This is a genomic window from uncultured Campylobacter sp., assembly GCF_938041645.1.
Lineage (GTDB): Bacteria > Campylobacterota > Campylobacteria > Campylobacterales > Campylobacteraceae > Campylobacter_B.
This window is the reverse complement of sequence record NZ_CALIST010000048.1, coordinates 1-21,513: the sequence shown is the minus strand read 5'-3', so window position 1 is coordinate 21,513 and position 21,513 is coordinate 1. Positions and strand designations below refer to the sequence as shown.

15 protein-coding genes, 1 pseudogene and 2 CRISPR repeat arrays are annotated in these 21,513 nt (G+C 38.5%); of the genes and pseudogenes, 14 read left to right on the top strand and 2 right to left on the bottom strand.

Annotation, left to right across the window (positions count from 1 at the left end; translation table 11 throughout):
• Positions 1-16: 16 nt before the first annotated feature.
• From Q0600_RS07055 to cas1, 14 genes and pseudogenes are all read left to right on the top strand, one after another.
• Positions 17-775, top strand: a complete 759-nt coding sequence (locus Q0600_RS07055; protein ID WP_298758546.1) for a hypothetical protein — start codon at positions 17-19, stop codon at positions 773-775.
• Positions 768-1,256, top strand: a complete 489-nt coding sequence (locus Q0600_RS07050; protein WP_298758600.1) for a tRNA (cytidine(34)-2'-O)-methyltransferase — start codon at positions 768-770, stop codon at positions 1,254-1,256. The genes Q0600_RS07055 and Q0600_RS07050 overlap by 8 nt, the downstream gene beginning before the upstream one ends.
• A complete protein-coding gene (locus Q0600_RS07045; protein ID WP_298758543.1) occupies positions 1,244-2,605 on the top strand; it encodes an endonuclease/exonuclease/phosphatase family protein in 1,362 nt (453 codons plus the stop codon). The genes Q0600_RS07050 and Q0600_RS07045 overlap by 13 nt, the downstream gene beginning before the upstream one ends.
• A complete protein-coding gene (locus Q0600_RS07040) occupies positions 2,602-2,736 on the top strand; it encodes a hypothetical protein (RefSeq protein WP_298758542.1) in 135 nt (44 codons plus the stop codon). Before Q0600_RS07045 ends, Q0600_RS07040 begins: the two co-directional genes overlap by 4 nt.
• On the top strand, positions 2,720-4,747 hold the full coding sequence (glyS, locus tag Q0600_RS07035) for a glycine--tRNA ligase subunit beta (RefSeq protein ID WP_298758539.1): 2,028 nt from the start codon (positions 2,720-2,722) through the stop codon (positions 4,745-4,747). The genes Q0600_RS07040 and glyS overlap by 17 nt, the downstream gene beginning before the upstream one ends.
• A gap of 72 nt (positions 4,748-4,819) precedes the next feature.
• Positions 4,820-5,506 (top strand): CRISPR-associated endoribonuclease Cas6, encoded by a 687-nt coding sequence (locus tag Q0600_RS07030; protein WP_298758536.1) that lies wholly within the window; start codon positions 4,820-4,822, stop codon positions 5,504-5,506.
• 440 nt (positions 5,507-5,946) lie between these two features.
• The gene (locus Q0600_RS07025) at positions 5,947-7,341 is read left to right on the top strand and encodes a TM1802 family CRISPR-associated protein (protein ID WP_298758533.1); all 1,395 of its coding nucleotides are present in this window, start codon (positions 5,947-5,949) and stop codon (positions 7,339-7,341) included.
• Between the two features lies 1 nt (position 7,342).
• Complete coding sequence (locus Q0600_RS07020) at positions 7,343-7,765, top strand: hypothetical protein (protein ID WP_298758530.1); 423 nt, start codon at positions 7,343-7,345, stop codon at positions 7,763-7,765.
• On the top strand, positions 7,758-8,633 hold the full coding sequence (gene cas7b, locus Q0600_RS07015; protein ID WP_298758527.1) for a type I-B CRISPR-associated protein Cas7/Csh2: 876 nt from the start codon (positions 7,758-7,760) through the stop codon (positions 8,631-8,633). The genes Q0600_RS07020 and cas7b overlap by 8 nt, the downstream gene beginning before the upstream one ends.
• Positions 8,633-9,373, top strand: coding sequence for a CRISPR-associated protein Cas5 (locus tag Q0600_RS07010; RefSeq protein WP_298758525.1), 741 nt, complete (start codon positions 8,633-8,635; stop codon positions 9,371-9,373). The genes cas7b and Q0600_RS07010 overlap by 1 nt, the downstream gene beginning before the upstream one ends.
• Complete coding sequence (gene cas3 / locus Q0600_RS07005; protein WP_298758522.1) at positions 9,373-11,634, top strand: CRISPR-associated helicase Cas3'; 2,262 nt, start codon at positions 9,373-9,375, stop codon at positions 11,632-11,634. Before Q0600_RS07010 ends, cas3 begins: the two co-directional genes overlap by 1 nt.
• Positions 11,634-12,131, top strand: coding sequence for a Dna2/Cas4 domain-containing protein (locus Q0600_RS07000; protein ID WP_298758520.1), 498 nt, complete (start codon positions 11,634-11,636; stop codon positions 12,129-12,131). The genes cas3 and Q0600_RS07000 overlap by 1 nt, the downstream gene beginning before the upstream one ends.
• Before the next feature lie 8 nt (positions 12,132-12,139).
• Positions 12,140-12,418 carry a CRISPR-associated endonuclease Cas2 gene (gene cas2, locus Q0600_RS06995; RefSeq protein WP_298758518.1) on the top strand — a complete coding sequence of 93 codons (279 nt, stop codon included), beginning with the start codon at positions 12,140-12,142 and terminating at the stop codon, positions 12,416-12,418.
• Positions 12,419-12,434: 16 nt separating this feature from the next.
• Positions 12,435-13,432: pseudogene (cas1, locus tag Q0600_RS06990) on the top strand (CRISPR-associated endonuclease Cas1).
• Positions 13,433-13,821: 389 nt separating this feature from the next.
• Positions 13,822-18,431: a CRISPR direct-repeat array (repeat unit 30 nt; unit sequence GTAGAATTCCATCCCGTTGGGAATTGAAAC).
• A 636-nt stretch (positions 18,432-19,067) separates the two neighbouring features.
• On the opposite strand, the gene Q0600_RS06985 reads toward cas1, so the two are convergent.
• Both Q0600_RS06985 and Q0600_RS06980 read right to left on the bottom strand, forming a co-directional pair.
• Positions 19,068-19,202, bottom strand: a complete 135-nt coding sequence (locus Q0600_RS06985; protein WP_298758515.1) for a hypothetical protein — start codon at positions 19,200-19,202, stop codon at positions 19,068-19,070.
• Position 19,203: 1 nt separating this feature from the next.
• Positions 19,204-19,449, bottom strand: a complete 246-nt coding sequence (locus tag Q0600_RS06980; RefSeq protein ID WP_040303199.1) for a helix-turn-helix transcriptional regulator — start codon at positions 19,447-19,449, stop codon at positions 19,204-19,206.
• A 425-nt stretch (positions 19,450-19,874) separates the two neighbouring features.
• Positions 19,875-20,154: direct repeats of the CRISPR family, unit length 21 nt; unit sequence CATCCCGTTGGGAATTGAAAC.
• Between the last annotated feature and the right edge of the window lie 1,359 nt (positions 20,155-21,513).

Genomic DNA, 21,513 nt, shown 5'->3' with positions numbered 1-21,513 from the left:
TTTAGGAGCTAGTTTTATGAAAAAATTCTATCGTCGCGACGAAATTTACGCGTTTTGCAAGAATGCTGCGTCTTTGCAAAAATGCGCTTTTTGCTTTGATCGCAGGCGAAATCCCGTGATTTTTGCTGCGCGAAATTTTATCTTTTATGGCGAGCGAAATTTAAATTTTTGCGGCGTAAGATTTCATAGTGCAAAGCTTAGCTCGGTAGGATTTCACGACGCGGAATTTGGCCTATTAAAATTTCATCCGTCGTGCCGCCATACCAAAAAAGCCCACGAGGCGAAGCTTTATGGATCGCGCGAATTTCGCAGATCGCATCGCTGTGGCGAGAAATTATACGAACTGTGTAGCAGTGAGGCGGAATTTTACGGCTCGCATTACAGCGAGATGAAATTTTGCAGATTAGGACATCTTGGTACAAAATCTCACAGCCTGCGTTATATTAAACGCATTAAAGCAAAATTTAGCGAGCCGTATCGCGCGTCCTGTTCTATGGGAGTAGTTGCCTCGCCGCGCCACAAAAAAATGCAAGAGCCGTATTGCTGTGAGAAAAAATCTGACGTACTGCAGCGTCGCAAAATCATGAACCTAAATTTTATTTCACAGAATTTCAAATTATGGAATTTTGCCCATTTAAATTTGCAAGGCTTTACTGCGCGAAATCCCAAGCCGCGTAATTTAGCTTTTCGAAATTCTAAATCTCAAAACTTTGCCTCGCGGAATTTTAAATCGCAAAATTCTGCTCATGCAAAATCGGTGATTTTTGATGTTTAATATCGTGTTAGTATATCCGCAGATCCACACAAACACGGGCTCCATCGGGCGTATGTGCGTCAATGCGGGGTGCCGCTTGCATCTGATCAAGCCTCTGGGATTTGTCATCGACGATAAGCATCTGCGCCGAGCTGGGCTCGATTACTGGGCAAATTTAGATCTTAAAATTTGGGAAAATTGGGACGAGTTTATGGCGGCGAACGAGAAATTTAAGCAGCGCTTCTTTTTTGCGACGACGAAGACGAACAAGCTCTACTACGAAGCGAAATTTCAGCCGGGCGATTTTTTGATTTTCGGCTCGGAGGGTCACGGGCTGCCGCTTGAGATCATGCGCACAAACCGCGAAAACTGCATCACGATCCCGATGAGCGGGGCGGGGCGCAGTTTAAATTTAGCCACCAGCGTGGGTATCGTAACCTATGAAGCGATCCGCCAAAACATCGATAAATTTGACTTTAGGAGCGCGGTTTGCGAGTTTTAGCGCTACTTTTTGCGATGTTTTTCTGCGGCGCGAGTGCGGCGGAGCTGAAAATCGCATCGTTTAACGTGCAAAATTTATTCGACGGCGTAAACGACGGCACGGAGTACGCGGACTTTGAGATCGGGCGCGGAGGCTGGAGCGAGCAAAAATACGAGCGCAAACTGCAAGCGGTAGCGGATGAGATAAGCGCGCTTAATGCCGATATTTTGGGGCTGCAAGAGATCGAAAACGAAGCTGTGCTAAAAGCACTTGCGCAGAAGGCGGGCTATAAATTCTACGCTTTTTCGCGCGCACAGACTGCACCTGCGGGTGTGGCAGTGATGTCGCGCATACCGATAAAATTTCAAAAAACTTACCGCCCGACAGAGCTTAAAACACGAGATATTTTGCGCGTTGATTTTGCGCTTGGCGGCACTGATTTTAGCTTTTATGTCGTACATATGCTCTCTGCACGCAATCCGCTTAGCGAGCGCAGGCGAAATTTCGCCTTTTTACGCGAGGTTTTGCAAGGACACCAACGCGCTATCGTAGCAGGAGATTTTAATACGAATTTCGGGCGAAATTCTTTGCTAAACGAGCTTATCGAGCGCGACGGATTTAGTGATTTATGGGCGCTACATCCCTGCTCGCAGTTAAAGCATTTTAGCTCTTGTGAGTCTCATGAAAGTGGCGCGGTGCTCGATCATATCTTACTTAGCGACGATTTTTTTAGTAGCGAGCCGGGATATAAAAAGGACAGCTTCGCTGTTGCTAAATCCTTTACCGCTTCCGATCATTTCCCGATTAGCTTCATTCTGACGGACGAAGGCGCTTTAAAATCTATGCCGAAAAAGCAAGAATTTTTAGCTAAAAATACCGCTAGCTCCGCAAAGGTCGTCACGATAGAAAAGCTTTACGGGCGCATTATAAGCGAGCCTGTGCTGATAAAAGGCGTAGTCGTGAGTTTTACAAACCGCCACGGCTTTGCGATTTCTCAAGATGGAAGTGGAGTTTTTGTCTATGGCGGCAGCGGGCTACAGCTAGGCGATAAACTCGATCTGCTAGTAAAAAAGACGAAATTTTATAAGCAAAGCTTTGAAATCGACGATTTTGAGATCGTAGCTAGAAACGGCAACGTAGGCTCTATCGCGCCATACGTTTTGCCTAGCGCATCGGTGCGGCAGCTGCGCGCAGGAGATGTGATAAGCACTATCAAAGGCGACGTTGAAGACGGCATAATTAATCTCAAAAGCGCGGGAGAGTTTAGAATTTTTCGCAAAAGCGCTCCTGTACAAAACGGCAAAAATTTAGAATTTAAAAATGCCTATTTTACGATTTATAAAGGGCAAAAGGAATTTATAGTAGAATGATACACGCCGTTATAACCGCACTTTTCGTGCTTTTTATGATATTTATGATCGTAGGATTTAACCGCGAAATGATGGAGAAAAACGAAAAACGAAATCAACGAAAAAAGGATAAAGATGGAACTACTTATTGAGATTGGGGTCGAGGAGCTGCCTGCGATCCCGTTTTTAAAAGAGCGTGCGAATATCGCGCCAAAATGGCGCGCGGTGCTTGAGGCTAACCGCATAAATAGCGACTTTCGCTTCGAATTTAGCCCGCGTAGATTCGTGCTATTTCACGAGGATTTTCCGCAACGTGGCAATGATGCGCAGATCGTAAGCACGGGCGCACCTAAGTCCGTCGCCCTAAAAGACGGCGCGTGGAGCCCTGCAGCACTAAGTTTTGCTAAAAAATGCGGCATAAGCGAAAGCGAGCTGAAATTTCGGCAGATAGGTGGCAAAGAGGTACTCTACCACGCTGCGGTGCAAAAGGGGCGCGATAGTCGTGAAATTTTGGGCGAAATGATAAAAGAGTTTTTACGATCGCTAAATTTTGGACGTGCAATGCGCTGGGGTAGCGGCGAGTTTGAGTTTATCCGTCCGATAAGAAGTATAGCCTGCGTTTTGGGCGGAGAGAACGTAGATTTTGAAATTTATGGCGTGCGAAGCGCAGCTGCATTTTTTCCGCACCGAAAATTTGGCTACGAAGCGATTAAATTTAAAGACGCCGCAGATTATTTCGCACTACTGGAGCGTAACGGCGTAATTTTAAGCGAGCAAAAAAGAAAAGATAAAATTCTAAGCGAGTTTGCAAAGCTCGAGAAAAAGCATGGCTTTAAAATTGAGGTCGATCCTGCGTTGCTGGATGAAGTAACGGCTATCACTGAGTATCCGACGGCGCTGCTAGGCAGCTTTGAGCGAGATTTTTTAAGCGTGCCAAAAGAGGTAATCATCACTTCGATGAAGGAGAATCAGCGCTATTTTCCCGTTTTCGAGGGTAAAAACTTAAGCAATCATTTCGTTGTCGTTAGTAATGCGATCACCGATGATGACGAGCTGGTGATACGCGGTAATGAAAAAGTTTTACGCGCGCGCCTAAGCGATGCTATGTTTTTTTGGAAAAGCGATTTGCAAGCGGAATTTAGTCCTGAAAAACTTAAGCAAATTTCCTATATGCAAGCTCTTGGCTCGGTTTATGATAAGCAGGTGCGCGAGCTAGCTGTAGCAAGGGCACTGAGCGCGGATTATGCTACGCAGATTGAAGCGGAGATCGGCAAAAAGGATTTCGCGCTGGATGTGGAAAATGCCGTAATGTTTAGTAAAGCAGACCTTAGCAGCACGATGGTGGGCGAATTTAGCGAGCTTCAAGGTATTATGGGCAGCTACTATGCCGCACACGCTGGACTGGCAGATCATGTATGCCGCGCGATACGCGAGCAATATCTGCCTAGTGGCGAAGATAGTGAGCTGCCAAGCGGCGCATTTAGTAGCGTAATCGCTGTGGCGATGAAATTTGAAACGCTCCTGGGGCTTTTTAGCATCAATAAAGTTCCAAGCGGCAACAAAGATCCGTATGCGCTTCGCCGCGCAGCTACGGGGCTAATTAAAATTTTACTAAATCAAGGATTGAGCTTTGATGCGAATGCGCTGGCGCAAAAGCTGGCGCCAAATTATAAGAAATTTGACATTTCTAAGCTGCTGGATTTTATGAAAGATAGATTATACGGAATTTTTGATGAGATAAATCCGTCCGTGATCAAGGCGTGCATCGCAAGCGGCGAAAACGATCTATTACGACTAAGCAAGGCCATAAAGGCGCTGGGCGAGATCGCAGCAGCAGCGGATTTCGGGGAAAATTTCGCGACTTTTAAGCGCCTAGCCAATATCATCAAGGACGAAAAAATAGGCGCGGTGGACGAAAACCTATTCGAACACGACGCTGAGCGCGCGCTAAATGCGGCGTTCAGGACTATTAAGCTCAACGAAAACGATGTGAGTGGGTATCTGCGCTCACTATTTGGGCTTAAAGGCGTGATTGATGATTTTTTTGGTAACGTAATGATAAACGTCCAGGATACCGCGATACGTGCAAATCGTATCGCAAATATCGGACAAATTTATCGCGCGTTTTTGCAGTTTGCCGATATCAAAGAGATAGGATTTTAATTTCACTTAGAGCTCATTTGCCCAAGGTTTGCACGAACCTTGGGTAGAATTTTACCGCGTAAAGGAGCGCAAATGCTAATCATCAACGCAAAATTACCAACTAAAAATCTAAAAATTACAAAATCTCTCTCGCAGCTGATTCAGGGCTTTCTTTATCGCTACTTGCCGGCTTCAGAGCACGTAGGATATAGGCACGAATCAAGCGGTAAAATTTTTAAACGCACGGTGTTTGATTTTATCTTGCGAGGAGAGGACTTGCGCGTGCGATTTGCTTCATGCGAGCCGGAGTTTGAACGTAAAATCGCGCTAGCAGTGCTAAAAGACGGGCTAAGCTTGGGTGAAATTCTATTTACGCAAACTACCGTCGAAGCAAAAAATCATAAAATTTGCGAGAACGAAGCTATTGTGCAAGGCTACGTGGCATGCGCAGTAAGCGGGCTTTTGGGGCATAAAGTCTATTTGCAGCCGCAAGATAGCAGGCATTTAGAGATGATGAAGACGAATATTTTACAGCGATTTGAGACGATTATGGGGCAAAAATATGATGGCGAAATGGAATTAAATTTATTGTGGCAAAAGCTGGGTGAGTCTGTGAAATTCTATTACGGCAACAATCGCGAGCCGGTATATGCGTGGCAGGCAAGATGGAAAATTGTAGCTAATGCAGAACTAATAAATTTGATCCTTGGCACGGGTACTGGAAGTGGGTGCATGAACTACGGAGTAGGGGTTTTGGGGGTTGTAAAGCAAAAAGAATAAGGTCACAACCTTTAAAACAATAATTTTAAATCCCAGCGGGAAACCTTATTCTTTGATCTGCATTATAGTACAATTTTTACCAAAATAAAAGGAAGTTAACCTTTAAATCAATATAACTTGAAATCTATTTGGTTTTGTGCTATAATAAGGTAAAACAATAAGGAGTTACATTTGAAAACTAAAAAAGTTCTTAATCGCATGGGAAAATACATATTGTGCATTTTGTGTATATTTTTTAGCCCTATCGTAGATGTTAAAATATTTGACATAAATTTTGGGCAGATAGAGTTCAGTATTTATTGCAATTAGTTTTTGAATCACAATAAAATATGCCTCTTAATGCCTTAATCTTATTCTGATTTCAAATCTAGAATAATTTTAGAAATATTTAAGTAAAATGGTCGTAAAATTAACTAAAATACTTAAGGTAAAAATAAAATATGGGATTAGCTCATAAACTCTATAAAATTGGCAGCCTGCTAAATGACGACGATGTTAAGGCTATGATTAAAAATTCCAATTTTAAGGATAGTGACCATATAACTTTGGCTATTGATTTTAAAATTGAGAACGGGAGGCTTCTTAGTACTCCAAAACTATCACGAACTTCATTAGACACCATAAAAACATTTTTTACAAAAAAGATAGGTGGAACTAGTAATTCATATTATTTATACCCAAACTACGAGTATCAAAACGAGAAAGATTTATATAAAAAATTCCAAGCTATTTCGCATACCTTACAAAATTCCATTTTAATCTATTCAAATCCACAAAATCATAGTTTAGCAAAGATTGTTTTTGATTATATAGATAACTACAAAAATGATGAACTTGGATTGAAAGACTTTAAGCAAGGCGATTATTTTCTGATTTTACTTATAAATGGCAAAAGTTTTTATGAGCTCATGCCGGAAGTTTTGCAAAATTATCTTAATGAATTTGTAAAGCCTCATATAGAGGACAAAAAAGGGAACGCTTTTTTAAAGGAGCAGATAGATATTGTTACCCAAGAAAAAGAACCTTGCGGGTATGATCCGAATGTCAAGTTTTTTACTATGGATAACTATGATGATAAATTTAAAGAGCAATTCATAATCCGTCTTCCTATGTCAAAAAATACAGCACAATCAGTCAAAAAAGGCTGGATGTATGCGATAAACAATCTTAAATTTTATTACAAAGGATTAGAATATATAATAATTCCATCTATGGTAAATTTTAACGAAGATATTTTTAAGAAAATGATAAATTTTCTTGAAAAATCAAATACTTTAAGTGATGAAGCTGCTAGGGAAGAGAGCTTTATTGGAAAATTGAATAAGCAAATAGAAAATTTCAAATATATTAATAGTTTTACGCTCGATATATTCTTTACGGAGGTGAATGTTACCAATTTATCTGTTAAAATATTTGCTACTCTTGAAGATGTTTTGCCAAGCAGGATAAGAGAGGTAGTGAATTTGATGCAAGAAGATCATATTACGGATGCTATGAAACGAGTTCAAGACGAGGATGATGATATCAGATTTGTATATTTAAAGGATTATTTTAGGATTACGGAACAGTTTGCTATATCTACAAATAGCATTGCAAATTTGAAAAATAAAATTTTACAAGAAAAAATATATTTAGCAAAATTGCTTTTAGGATATTTAAAAATAAGTTATCTAGAAGTTTTAAAGCGTTTTGAGCACTTTAGAGAGTTTGACGGTGAAAATAAAAGTAAATTGAAAGATGGCATAAAAGAGTGGATAATGTATCCGAATGTTTTTGTAGAAAGCGAAAACAAGGTTTTAAAATTTTTAAAAGATATAAATGCAATAAGGATGTAGAATGGAACTTTTTTCTGAATATTTTGAAAAAATATTGCTTGAGCAACCCGATTATTTTGAGAATGGCTTAATAAAAGGAGCTTATTTAATAGGCGCTTATTCAAAAGGTATTATCGATAGTTCGTATAATCCTAACGGGAAAGTTGTAAAAAAGAACGAGACGTTTAAAAAATGGTTATCGACCAAAAGAATAACGGAATCAAATTTAAAAGCTATTTTTAATAAAGCAACCTATTTTGAGAAGCTATTTAGTCTAAATACTCCCAAGAACAATGATTTATCACAATTAGTTACCACTTATTTTATATACCCAAAAAATATAAGAGTAGCCCAACAGGAGATTTCTTTCGCTTTCATTAAAGGGTTTAATGATTATGCAAAATTTAAAAAAGAAAATCAAAAACAAGGAGAAGACAATGAGTGAGTTGGCAAAACATAGTGAAATTTTATTTTTATGGGATGCAAAAATGACTAATCCTAACGGCGACATGCTAAACGATAATGCACCAAGATACGATGAAAGCGATAGAAAAGCCGTCGTTAGCGATGTTAGAGTAAAAAGGACGATCAGAGATGATCTGCAATATAGAAAAGGTAAAACCGTATTTGTAAATAACGCAGAGCAGGTACAATCGGCAGAAACCAGATTTACTGAGTTGAAGAGTACTTTAAATGAAAAAGATGATAAGAAAGTTTTTTTAAGCTGCATTGACAATAGACTTTTTGGCGGAGTAGCACCAAAAAGCAATCTTCAAATTATAGGTACAGTGCAATTTTCTTGGGCTAAATCACTAAATGAAACAGAGACCATTTTATCACAAGGAACCGGCGCTTTCGGTAAAGACAATAGCTTAAATAAGACATTTAGAACCGATAATTATATACCTTATGGGCTGTTTGCAATGTACGGTACTATAAATTCTCTAAGTGCCGATAAAACAAACGCGAGCGAAGAAGATGTTGCCGATATGCTTGATTCTATGTGGCAAGGCACCAAGTTGCTCAACACTAGGAGTAAAGTCGGACAAAAACCAAGAATGCTTATAAGGATTATCTACAAAGATACTTATATGATAGGGCTACTTGACGAGCTTGTAAGTATAGATAATGAGAACTCTCAACAGCTTCGTACTTTTAGCGAATGTGAATTAAATTTCTCGGCTCTTGTAAGGTCGTTAAAAAATATGAGTCAAAAAATAGAAAAAGTAGTAGTTTTTTATGATGATTCGGCTAAAAAGTATCTGGACAATTTTAAAAATTTAAATATAAATTTAGAGGCCAAAGAACTGTAATGTTTGCATTTAAAATTTGGGGTAAATTTGCTTGTTTTAGAGATCCTTTGGGGATTAGTCAAAATATCACTTTACCCATCCCTCCAAAAACTACGGTTTGTGGTATGTTGGCAGCTGTACTTGGCATAGATAACTATTTAAATGATGATAGATTTGACGACTTTAAATATAGCGTAATCTCATGTGCTCCTATTTTGAAAAAGAGTTTTTCGCAAAATTATATAAACGACTATACGAAATTTACAAAGTCTCATCTAAATAGTTTGCTTAAATTTGATATGCAAAAAATCTCGCTTGGTTTGCGTGACAATAAAGCTCCTCAAAAACCGATAAATAGAGAACTCTTGATTTATCCGAAGTATATAATTTTTATTGATAAATTTAAGCTTGAAGACGAAGCGATTCATAATATAAAAAATAGAATTTGTAAATTTTCATTTTATCTTGGCAATAGCGAATTTGCAGGCAATTTTGAATTCATAGAAATAACAAAATATGAAGAGAAAAAATTTGATGAAATTAATATAGATTCGTTCGTGCTTCAAGATGACGTAAAAAATATAGATTTTGAAGAAGGTATTTTATATTCTCCAATTAGTTTTGCGAGTACTTTAACGCCAGAGAGGTCTCCTGCTTCGGGCGTAAATTTAATATTATCTAACAAGCAAATAAAAGCTAGAGATATTAAGATTTACGAGATAGTTTGCGTCGATGAAATTTATCATTGTAGATTTGTATAATGCAAATTTCAAACTCTTTTAACTCGCATCCTAAAAAATCATACAATTTTCATGTAAAAAATATAAGCGATAGTTTTGATGAAAGTGATCATAAAGAGACGGCATCCTTTCACGATATTGCTAAGATTGCACAGAGATTTCAAGATTATATAAATTTAGAAGTAGAAAATTTTGCCTCAAAAGAGGACTTTGAAAAAGCCCAACAAAAGCTAAAAACAACGCATACTCTAGAGAGTGCTTTTATATATTTTTTTATTAGAGTCGATAAAGATATAAATTTTTTAGCTAATTTTTTTACTATTCTAAAACATCATTCCGATTTGCCCGATCTTAAATCTTTCTTTAGCGAGCTAGGCAATATAAAAGCAAAAATAAAAGATAAATTTAAAAAGATAGATGAAGTGATTTGTAGATCGAATTTAGAGATAAAGCCCGATGTTAATGATTTTATTGACTGTTTTTTGGATTTAGAGGCCGAGCTGGAAAAATACCAAATTTTAGATAACTACTTTATTTTTAAGAAGCGCTATTCGAGGCTTATTTTGGCAGATAAATTTGAAGCTATTTTTTCTAAATCCTATAAAAATGTAGAAATTTTAAGTGAAGAAAAAATAGATCTTTATCTTAATAAGATAGAAGATATTATAACCTCAAAGCAAACTGGCAGTAAAAACAAATACAGAACAAAAGCGAAGGAACTTATTTTTCAAAATTTTAATCATAATACGCAAAAAGATAAGTTTTTGATTAAAGCGCCCACCGGTATAGGAAAAACGTTTTTGGCTCTAAATTTGGCATTGCAAATAGCTAAAATAAAAGGCGATAAAAGACGTGTTATAACAGCTATACCATTTACCTCTATCATAGATCAAACACATAACGAATATCAAAAGATAATATCGTATCAAAACGTACTAAAATATCATCACCTAACAAGCTATAAAAGTAGTAAAAGAGATAAAGAAAAAGATAATGAAGATGAGCAAGAGCAGTTTATGCAAAAAGTATTTTTGGCTGATATTTGGCATGAGAATTTTATCGTTACGACTTTCAATCAGCTATTTTACGTATTTTTTTCAAATCACAATAGAGATAATTTAAAACTAGAAACTTTGCGAGATAGTGTTATCATAATAGACGAGATACAAAATATCCCAAGAGTTTTATTGAAGCCGATTTCTGCCGCTTTTAATGAATTTACAAAAAGATACAATATCCACTTTATACTTATGTCTGCGACTATGCCTCATATTGCAGCAGAGCTTGAAAATTTTACCGAGCTTTCAAGCCCTGTTTTATACGAGCGAGATAGGGATAGATATGAGCTCGTTTATAAGCCAAATTTAAACGATTTTGACATCCTAAAAGATGAAATTTTATCCCATAAAGATAAAAGTGTGCTTTGTGTCGTAAATACCATCTCAAAAGCTAAAAAGCTATATGAAGTTATAAAAAACAAAAGCGAGAATAAAGATAGCGTCTATCTTTTGACTACGCACCAAATTCCACTTCACAGAGTTGAGATTATTGACGAGATAAAAGTTAAATTAAGTAGTGGTAAAAAGATTATTTTGATTGCAACGCAGCTGATCGAGGCGGGGGTCGATCTTAGCTTTGATATAGGTTTTCGAGAGTTCGCTCCCTTTGGCTCTATTATTCAAGCTGCGGGTAGAGTAAATCGTGAAGGCTTGTCAGATAGGCCTGCAAAAGTTATAGTTTTTGATTATTTAGAAGGTAAATCATTCCCATATCACGATACGGATCTGCAAGAGGATAAGATAAAGGAAATTCTATCGCAAAATATAAAAGAGAGCGAAATTTATAATGTCCTAGAGAGCTATTTTGAAAGTACAAAAAATGAAACGACTAGCGTAGATTTATTGCAATACGCTAAAAACCTGGAATTTCAAACATTATTTAAAAAATTTAATGAAAATTTTATGCCAAAGCAGGAGTGGAAGGTTTCGCTTTTTGTAGAGCAGTATAGTGGGCATTTCGACAAGTTTTTAGATAATCGGGATAAATTGTTACAATCAAATGACGATAAATTTAAAATTATTGCAGAAATTAAAGATTCGGAAAAAGATTTGGGATTATATACTATATCCGTTGGTAAAAATTTACTAGAAGAACTTAAAAAAGATTATAAAACCACTTTAAAAGATTATTTTGGCAGATATATCTTACCGCCAGGCAATTTCTATAATAAATTTGATGGTTTTCTTCCTAAACTTACGATTGCCGAAGAGGTATTCGACTAATGTTTTGCAAGGACCAAATCACCGGCACGCTTGTGAATTATTACATCACCTGTAAGCGTGAGGCGTGGCTTTACGGACACAATATTCACGCCAATCAGGAAGATGAAAACATGCTGATGGGCAAGGCGCTAGCGGATATTAAAGAGAACGGTTTGCAGGAATTCGCATTTTCAAATTTGAAATTTGATAAGCTTTCCAAGCAGCGCGGACATTATCTCATCACCGAATATAAAAAGAGCCTAAAAAATCCAGAAGCAGGCAAGATGCAGCTACTTTTTTATATCTATCTTTTAAAAACAGGCTTAAATTTAAAAGAGGTGAAAGGCAAGCTAATTAGCGGCAAAACCGTCATAGCCATTGAGGATAACGCCGAAAATTTTACTAAAATCGAAACAATTCTAAACAGCATCGCCGCCCTTGTAAACGAGCCAAAGCCGCCTAAATTTAGCCCGCAAAAGATTTGCGAGAGTTGCGCTTATCGTGATTATTGCATTTAGGAGATAGAATGTACGCCATTTTATTTTACGATATTTCAAGCAGCGACGAAAAGGAGAAAAATAACGCCGCGCGCATCCGAAAGGCGGTTGAGAAGTTTCTGCCTCGCGTGCAATTCAGCGTTTTCGAGGGTGAAATCAGATCGAGCGATCTTAAAAAATTACTGGCGATTTTGCAAAAAGAATGCGCCAGCAAGCTTGATTCGGTAGTAATTTATACTTTTAATTCGCTCAAATATTCACAGCGCCTAGTCATCGGACGCGATAAAAACGAAGCGATTTTCAGCTAAAATTTAAGGATAAAGTATGCAAAAATCGGATCGCACGCATTTTATTTTGAGCCCAGGCCGATTGCGCCGCAAAGATAATAATCTATATTTCGATAAATTTAACGACGAGGGCGGAATTTTAACTAGTAAAATTTTGCCGATTAACGCAATTGATGAAATTTATATTTTGGCGCGGGTAGAGCTTGACACTTATGCTATGGCGTTTTTGGCTGATAATAACATTTTGCTGCATATTTTTAGCGCCTATCAGAGCTTTCGCGGCAGTTTTTTCCCGAATACTTCAAATTCTGTAAACAAAAGCGGCTTTGTACTTTTGGCGCAGCTGCGGGCCTTTGACGATCTTTCTAAGCGCCTTTTTATCGCTCGCGAGATTACTCGCGTTCGCATCTTAAATGCAGCCATTAATTGCAAGGCTTATGGCGTCTCGCTCGATACTACGCCGCATCTGGATGCCCTAGCGCGCGTCTGCGACATAGCAGCGGCAATGCAGTGGAAGGCGGCTTTGCCAAGCAGTATTTCGCGGCCTGGAACGAAATCATCGAGGATCAACGCAGTTTTAAATTTACGACGCGCTCCAAACGCCCGCCGGCAGATAAAATTAATGCCCTCATTAGCTATGTAAATACGCGTATTTATAACGTCTGCCTCAGCGAAATTTACAAAACCGAGCTTGATCCGCGCATCGGCTTTTTACACGAGCCAAACTACCGTGCGCTAAGTCTGCATCTAGATCTTGCAGAGATTTTTAAGCCTATTTTAGGCGATAGATTAATTTTTGGAATGTTAAATAAACGCGAGATTGTGGCAAAAGATTTTGAAACGGATGCGGGGCGTATTCGATTCGGTAAAGAAGCGGTGCAAAAAATCGAGCTAAAAATGATTGAGAAACTATCATCTTGCGCGAACGTAGCGGGACAGAGCTTAACCTGGCGTCAAATTATCCGTCGCGAGGCCAATCAGATTAAAAAATACGTCTGTGAAAGCGTGCCTTACGAGGGGCTGGTATGGCGGTAGGTCTCAGGGCTTCGAGCTTAATTTATGCTTTTTTAATCTTAACTAGAATCACTTACGCCTATAGATTACGCCCTCTTAAAATGCATGTGCTTTTGAAATAAATTTGATCTGAAGCACGGAACGGCGAACGAATTGGCTTTAAAAACACATATGTTTTTAAAATTTCAGCTTTTTATTATTCACACTTCGATTTTTGAATATCTTATATTTAGATTTTAACATTTGCACTCACGATACATATAGATAGTGATAAAGTTGCTTTTAAGATTCTGAAATGCCTAATTTTGGGCATTGAGCAATCGGGAGCTTTTTTAAATTTAGTCCATTTTAAGGCATAAAAATATATACTTCTAACACTTTCTACCTAGAAAAATGGCAAAATTCGTGCTGTAGAATTCCATCCCGTTGGGAATTGAAACATCTCACGCCTCCAAAGCGTGTGTCGCGAAGCGTAGGTAGAATTCCATCCCGTTGGGAATTGAAACCAAAAAATTTCTCACTATTTCTAGAGGAAACTTTTGGTAGAATTCCATCCCGTTGGGAATTGAAACTTTCTGCGGGTCAAAGGGGTAATTTTCTTATAGTGTAGAATTCCATCCCGTTGGGAATTGAAACAATCTTGTCCTGAGGGCAGCAATTTTAATACCTCTGTAGAATTCCATCCCGTTGGGAATTGAAACGCCAAGAGCTAAAATAAAACGACGACAACGGCAAGGTAGAATTCCATCCCGTTGGGAATTGAAACACAACAACAGGGGAAGTAGAAATCGAACTAACTTTGTAGAATTCCATCCCGTTGGGAATTGAAACAAACTGCGAAAGCAACATTCAAAAGCTCGCCATTTGGGTAGAATTCCATCCCGTTGGGAATTGAAACATGCTAAAAATGCCTCAACTGCCGCATAGACGGCAAGGTAGAATTCCATCCCGTTGGGAATTGAAACGATCAAGCACGCGGTAGCGGGTTTTTGCCGTATAGTAGAATTCCATCCCGTTGGGAATTGAAACAAAAACGTAAAAGGAATGTATGGCAGCCGTTTTCCGTAGAATTCCATCCCGTTGGGAATTGAAACAATTTCTCCGCGAAGTATTGATTTGAGGCATAGCGTAGAATTCCATCCCGTTGGGAATTGAAACAAGAGCTGTATCGCTCTAAGCTCAAACCGGTTAAGTAGAATTCCATCCCGTTGGGAATTGAAACGAAAAAAGATTAAAAAAATATAAAAAAATCTCAACGTAGAATTCCATCCCGTTGGGAATTGAAACAGCGTAATAGTAAGAAACACGGGCACCAGCTCGTGGTAGAATTCCATCCCGTTGGGAATTGAAACATCGAGATAGACGACGATACGATCTGCAACCTTGAGTAGAATTCCATCCCGTTGGGAATTGAAACTATGTAACATTTACATTTTTATAGCAGGTAAATATGTAGAATTCCATCCCGTTGGGAATTGAAACTTCTAAGTAGCGCTTTTAGTGAAGAGATAAAGCTAAAGTAGAATTCCATCCCGTTGGGAATTGAAACTATTCGTAGCTGTTTTGGGTGGCGGTGCCGTTTTGTAGAATTCCATCCCGTTGGGAATTGAAACAAATCAATAGTCTTAGACGTAATGGGGCAATTCAGTAGAATTCCATCCCGTTGGGAATTGAAACCTAATAACCCTAAAATCAGGGTTCAAATCCCTCTCTGTGTAGAATTCCATCCCGTTGGGAATTGAAACTATTTTTCCGCATTAGCGCCTACGATAATAATCCGTAGAATTCCATCCCGTTGGGAATTGAAACTCTTCGCTCCGGGCTGCGGCTCACTCTCGCCTTGAGTAGAATTCCATCCCGTTGGGAATTGAAACCGCAGATCTCTTAAATCAAAATCTCCTACCGCCCCCGTAGAATTCCATCCCGTTGGGAATTGAAACCCGATGCTTTGAACTGGATTGATATTTTTAACATATTGTAGAATTCCATCCCGTTGGGAATTGAAACGCGTAAGAAACATAAACGTATATTTCGGGGCTTGAGTAGAATTCCATCCCGTTGGGAATTGAAACTCCTCGCAAAACCCAATTCCGCTTTGGGTATATCGTAGAATTCCATCCCGTTGGGAATTGAAACCGACATTCGTTTCAGCACTATAAGGCATAGTAATAAGGTAGAATTCCATCCCGTTGGGAATTGAAACCTCGTGCGCGGAGTGAGGGTGTTTTGAGTGTCTAAGTAGAATTCCATCCCGTTGGGAATTGAAACAAAGTGAATTTACTTGGCTCAAAGCAAAATAAACCAAGTAGAATTCCATCCCGTTGGGAATTGAAACCGATGGTATAGTTGATGGTGTTGTCGAGTATTGTGTAGAATTCCATCCCGTTGGGAATTGAAACCTAAACGAACGCGTAGATCAAGGCACTAGCCGCATGTAGAATTCCATCCCGTTGGGAATTGAAACTGATATAATTCAGTCTCACAACTGATAAAGAAGTGTAGAATTCCATCCCGTTGGGAATTGAAACAATCTTGATGATTTCACTCAGATTGATTTGGACGCGTAGAATTCCATCCCGTTGGGAATTGAAACTGTCATAACTAACACCGAATTCAGTGCCGTCACCATGTAGAATTCCATCCCGTTGGGAATTGAAACATGAAAATTTTCAACCCGGCTAAAGAAATACAAGTAAGTAGAATTCCATCCCGTTGGGAATTGAAACAAAAGTATATACATCAAATAAGACTTTGGAAAACTCAGTAGAATTCCATCCCGTTGGGAATTGAAACTTTTCGATTTCATTTAAAAAGCTTTCATATCTAGGTAGAATTCCATCCCGTTGGGAATTGAAACCTCGGTCTATTCATTTTTTTAGTTTTGAGTAAGCGTAGAATTCCATCCCGTTGGGAATTGAAACGCGGCTCCTCCTGGTAATTTCCCATCCAAAACATCGCGTAGAATTCCATCCCGTTGGGAATTGAAACTTGTCTCGGCAGCACTATGCGCTAATATGTTCGCGTAGAATTCCATCCCGTTGGGAATTGAAACCAGCTATAAAAGCTACGCAGACTGCAAAGCTTATCGCGTAGAATTCCATCCCGTTGGGAATTGAAACCGGTAATCTATTCGCCGATCGTAAGAGCGGATAAAGTAGAATTCCATCCCGTTGGGAATTGAAACTAATGTGAGTTATAAAATTCACGATACCGACCCCAGTAGAATTCCATCCCGTTGGGAATTGAAACTAACTTCTAATGAAAATACTAAAAAAGCAGTAGAGTAGAATTCCATCCCGTTGGGAATTGAAACTGAATATGGAACTAACATTAAATTATGAAAATTCAACGTAGAATTCCATCCCGTTGGGAATTGAAACTCCCGCCGATGGCGAAAGCAAGGTCTGCGGTCATGTAGAATTCCATCCCGTTGGGAATTGAAACCTATAATTTTAAAATCATCACCTATGCCTTGCAGAGTAGAATTCCATCCCGTTGGGAATTGAAACCTACAATTTTAAAATCATCACCTATGCCTTGCAGAGTAGAATTCCATCCCATTGGGAATTGAAACAGCGAGAATTCAGTTTCGATATGCAAATCCGAATTGTAGAATTCCATCCCGTTGGGAATTGAAACTCAAGACGTTGCATTTAAATAAATTTGAATGCAAAGTAGAATTCCATCCCGTTGGGAATTGAAACGCGAATGCTCGCGGTACTCCCCCTGCTTTTGTGGGTAGAATTCCATCCCGTTGGGAATTGAAACTATGCATTAATTTATTAATTTTAAGAATCCTTTCAGTAGAATTCCATCCCGTTGGGAATTGAAACGTAGTGTGATTCGCCAATGCGAGTTTATTCGCATCTCGTAGAATTCCATCCCGTTGGGAATTGAAACGCCTCGCTCGGGTAAAACATCTGCACGACGTTTTGTAGAATTCCATCCCGTTGGGAATTGAAACGTAGTAATATAACATCTATCCTCGACGGGAATTTCGGTAGAATTCCATCCCGTTGGGAATTGAAACGCAATAAGCTCATCAATATCGGAACCGAGATCGAGTAGAATTCCATCCCGTTGGGAATTGAAACAAAAGCTCATTGAGTAGCATCGTAAAGCCCCTAAAACGTAGAATTCCATCCCGTTGGGAATTGAAACTCAAGTTGCGTTTTTTCTTGCTTTTCTTGCTTTTGTAGAATTCCATCCCGTTGGGAATTGAAACTGCAAAAACGCTAAGCCAAAACGTAGTTAAGGCAGCGTAGAATTCCATCCCGTTGGGAATTGAAACCTTTGCGGAGATTTCGGGCGTGCCCGTGAGGTGTCGCGTAGAATTCCATCCCGTTGGGAATTGAAACAAATTTCCGCTGATTAAAATGCCGTCCGCCTCCAGGTAGAATTCCATCCCGTTGGGAATTGAAACTCACGAGAAAGGGCAAACCGAAAAGGTCGAAAAGGCGTAGAATTCCATCCCGTTGGGAATTGAAACTGCGGCGGGGCTCACGGTGCATCAAATGAGAGTAGGTAGAATTCCATCCCGTTGGGAATTGAAACAGCTCATCAGCCTAAATGCCAAATACGGCGATCTATAGTAGAATTCCATCCCGTTGGGAATTGAAACGGCGATGAAGCCGTAAAGGACAAACTAGACGAATATAGTAGAATTCCATCCCGTTGGGAATTGAAACACGACGAAATAGCGATCAAAATCATAAAAGAACAAGGTAGAATTCCATCCCGTTGGGAATTGAAACTATCCATCCTCTACTGCCTTATAAAAACTATTCAGCGTAGAATTCCATCCCGTTGGGAATTGAAACATTGTATAACTAAAATTTACATATTGCCTATTTTAGAGTAGAATTCCATCCCGTTGGGAATTGAAACCGCGTAATGCCGATACGGGCGAGTTTCATCCGCATTGTAGAATTCCATCTCGTTGGGAATTGAAACTTCTGCCACTGCATTTTATAGCGTCCCGCAGGGATGTGGAATAATTCTATCCTTTGGGAATTGAAACGCCTAAATGGGCTTATTGCACGATTCGCGTAGGAGGTAGAATTTATCTTGTTGAAATCAAATCGGATTTACGCGATACGCCTTTTGCGGCGGGAATGGATAGAATTCTCATCTCGCTATAAAATTTAAAAAGATTAGTTATGGCTGGGATAGGATACAACATGGGGTACTTATATGAAATTCATTCGGTTTTAATTCACCTACTAAATATGTTAAATTTATGGGTTACGAATGAAATTTTGGAGTTACTCACAAATTAAAATTTTAACGAACTATATATTTGCCGCAATATAAATAGATTTAAATGCAACTCATTTAATAGCAATTCAAAATATTTGTAAAAATGCACGCCAGGGATCTTAAAAGCTAGGTTAAAGAAGGAATTCTGCATTAATTTTAATTAAATACGCTACAAATTTAAGATCATGTGTCAAAGTTAGAATTTAAAATTAAATTAGATGATGTCAAAGAGGCAGAAAGATGGAAAAAATTTTATAAAGCAGAATTTGGTAGCATCCTCTGAAACTGCAAAACAAAGAATATCGGCGTGGTCGTCATAAAAAGGAAAAATCATCTAAATTTAATGGATGTTACCGCCTTTGCCACATAAAGTATAATAAATAAATGCCTCCGCCAGTTATTTTTTAAAATTTTTAAAAAATTTCTTCAAAAGTGCCTTGTAAAAGATCGCTAATTTCGACTCTTTTTTCTCATAAATCACGCGAAAGATGCCCTGTAGATCCAGCTTTTCTTGCAAAGTAATGTTTTGCACTCTACTCTCCTATAAGTTTTTTTATCTTATGCAGCACAAACGCAGCGTCGTCGCTATCGAGCTCGCACAACATCTGACATATCGCGGTCGCGGCTTGCGGCTTGGTCGTGCCCAAGCGCCAGTCCTGATACGTCCGCATCGACACGCCTAACCTCTGCGCCATCGCGGCGTGCGAGATTTTTTTGCCGTTGTTTTTGGCTTCGACGGCATTGTGCAAAATGTTGAATATATCGCTCGTTTCTAACATATGAAAATTATACAAATTTATTCGTTAATTATACATAAAATCGTATAAAATGAATAAAAATCGTGTTATTCATAAGTAAAAATATCAAAACACTTCGTTTATCCGTGTGAATTATACAGAATACTGCATAAAATAAACATAAAATTTTATAAAATTTTGCATATTATGCCGTAAAGACGAACCGACTTGCGCAAATAGGTGTCTTATCGATCGGCACATTAAATTTTAACCGGGATAGATGAAATTTTAATATCGAAGCTTTTGGGATTTGATTTTTTTGATCGGTTCTGGTAGCAATTACGAACAAGATGGAATTTTACCCTATGCCGAGCCATATCTGCCGGTACAAAGAGCGTTTCAATTCCTAGTGGAATAGAATTCTACGGAAAGGCGATGAATGCGGGATATGTGAGTTTCGCATTTCAATTCCCGTTGGGAATTGAAACTAGATGGCATTTAAGCGGCTGTTGTCGATTTTGCGTAGAATTCCATCCCGTTGGGAATTGAAACTTTTCCAAAAACGAGCACGCGTTTTGCACTCTCGGTAGAATTCCATCCCGTTGGGAATTGAAACTTATTGAGCGCCTCTTTTGCTGCGCTAAGCGAACGATAGAATTCCATCCCGTTGGGAATTGAAACCTGGAATAAGAGCCTACGACTTTCGTTCCTTGCGGGGTAGAATTTCATCCTCTTGGGAATTAAAATGCTCTATTTAAAGCTTCATTTGTTCCTCTTACATAGTAGCATTCTGTAGAATTTACCGAGCCGAATTCTGCCTGATAAAATTTTTACCAAATTAAATTCCGGCTTAGATTTTAAAATTTATCGAGCAAGGCTCCGCATCTCAGAGCTTAGAATTTCAAATTTAAGAAACAGTGACTTCAAGCTGCGTGGTTCAAAAAGCGAGGATTTAGATTATAAAATTTAAGAAGGCAGGTAGGATTAGAATTTTAAAATTCGAAGTCGATAACCGAAATTTCAGACTTCGAAACCTAAAATTTTAAATCCGAAGCGGAATCAAATTTTAAAATAATTTCAAAATTTACCCCTTTTAAATTTACATATCTCAAGCTCTATTCATAAAATTTTACGTATTAATTTACGCAAAATTTGGTCAAAAAAGATGATCTCATAAACTTATCCGCATTAAATTTTATCTCTTCTTTTTAGAATGAAAACCGCCACGGACGCAATTATTAGCGATGATAAAGCGCTTATCATCATTATGCTAAAATTAAAATTTGAGCGATCAAACAGATGACCCAACAAGGTCAAATCGGCTCTTGTTAGGATTATCACAGCTAGCGAATAGGTATAAAATAGACTTATAAAAAATGTAGATGCGCCGGATATTTTATCCAGCAGAATAAAAGTCTTTATTTTAGAAAATACAAAGCAGCAGATGATTAGAGGCAAAATCACCGTCGCGCAAAATAGATACAATATCATAGCGCCGAAAATATCGCTTTCGCTATCGCTCGCTTCTTCGTGCTACGTTAGTTTAAAAGCTTTCATAACGATAGAAAGCGGATTCGCGATATCGTAACCGCTATACTCCGCCAAAAAAACCGCATCTATGCTGGCAAATATAACGCCCAAGCAATCTATAGTAAAAATGAGCAAGGCGATCCAGAATAAAATCCTCACCCCTTTTAGCTCAAAACATTTTTTAATGAACTCTATTATCACCCTGCCCCCCAATTCATATAGCTTTTAAGATCAATTTGGCTTTTATATCGCGTTTCATTTCGGCGCTTTTAAAGACATTTTATCGTAATTTCTCATCAAATTTTAGCCTTTCGCTGCGCTAAATTTTAAAATTTACCGAGCTGAATTCTGATCGGATAAAAAACTATTTATCCTTTTCTTGCATCTATCAACGTGACTTTATAATTTTCACCTTGCTTATTGTTCTCGCGTCATTTTTTATCCTTTATATTTAATCGTGCAGAAAAGTTACGACTTCGTGTTCTTTTGGAACATATTCCCTATTTTCAATGCCGCCACTACCATACTCAGACAAGGCTTCATTTAAAATTTTATAAAGCTCGTCTATCGAAATAT

What these genes read in the sequence shown, in the direction of transcription:
- cas7b (WP_298758527.1), top strand. Translation starts at nt 7,758, where the DNA reads ATGAGTGAGTTGGCAAAACATAGTGAAATTTTATTTTTATGGGATGCA.
- Q0600_RS07025 (WP_298758533.1), top strand. Translation starts at nt 5,947, where the DNA reads ATGGGATTAGCTCATAAACTCTATAAAATTGGCAGCCTGCTAAATGAC.
- glyS (WP_298758539.1), top strand. Translation starts at nt 2,720, where the DNA reads ATGGAACTACTTATTGAGATTGGGGTCGAGGAGCTGCCTGCGATCCCG.
- Q0600_RS06980 (WP_040303199.1), bottom strand. Translation starts at nt 19,449, where the DNA reads ATGTTAGAAACGAGCGATATATTCAACATTTTGCACAATGCCGTCGAA.
- Q0600_RS07020 (WP_298758530.1), top strand. Translation starts at nt 7,343, where the DNA reads ATGGAACTTTTTTCTGAATATTTTGAAAAAATATTGCTTGAGCAACCC.
- cas3 (WP_298758522.1), top strand. Translation starts at nt 9,373, where the DNA reads ATGCAAATTTCAAACTCTTTTAACTCGCATCCTAAAAAATCATACAAT.
- cas2 (WP_298758518.1), top strand. Translation starts at nt 12,140, where the DNA reads ATGTACGCCATTTTATTTTACGATATTTCAAGCAGCGACGAAAAGGAG.
- Q0600_RS07030 (WP_298758536.1), top strand. Translation starts at nt 4,820, where the DNA reads ATGCTAATCATCAACGCAAAATTACCAACTAAAAATCTAAAAATTACA.
- Q0600_RS07000 (WP_298758520.1), top strand. Translation starts at nt 11,634, where the DNA reads ATGTTTTGCAAGGACCAAATCACCGGCACGCTTGTGAATTATTACATC.
- Q0600_RS07040 (WP_298758542.1), top strand. Translation starts at nt 2,602, where the DNA reads ATGATACACGCCGTTATAACCGCACTTTTCGTGCTTTTTATGATATTT.
- Q0600_RS07055 (WP_298758546.1), top strand. Translation starts at nt 17, where the DNA reads ATGAAAAAATTCTATCGTCGCGACGAAATTTACGCGTTTTGCAAGAAT.
- Q0600_RS07010 (WP_298758525.1), top strand. Translation starts at nt 8,633, where the DNA reads ATGTTTGCATTTAAAATTTGGGGTAAATTTGCTTGTTTTAGAGATCCT.
- Q0600_RS07050 (WP_298758600.1), top strand. Translation starts at nt 768, where the DNA reads ATGTTTAATATCGTGTTAGTATATCCGCAGATCCACACAAACACGGGC.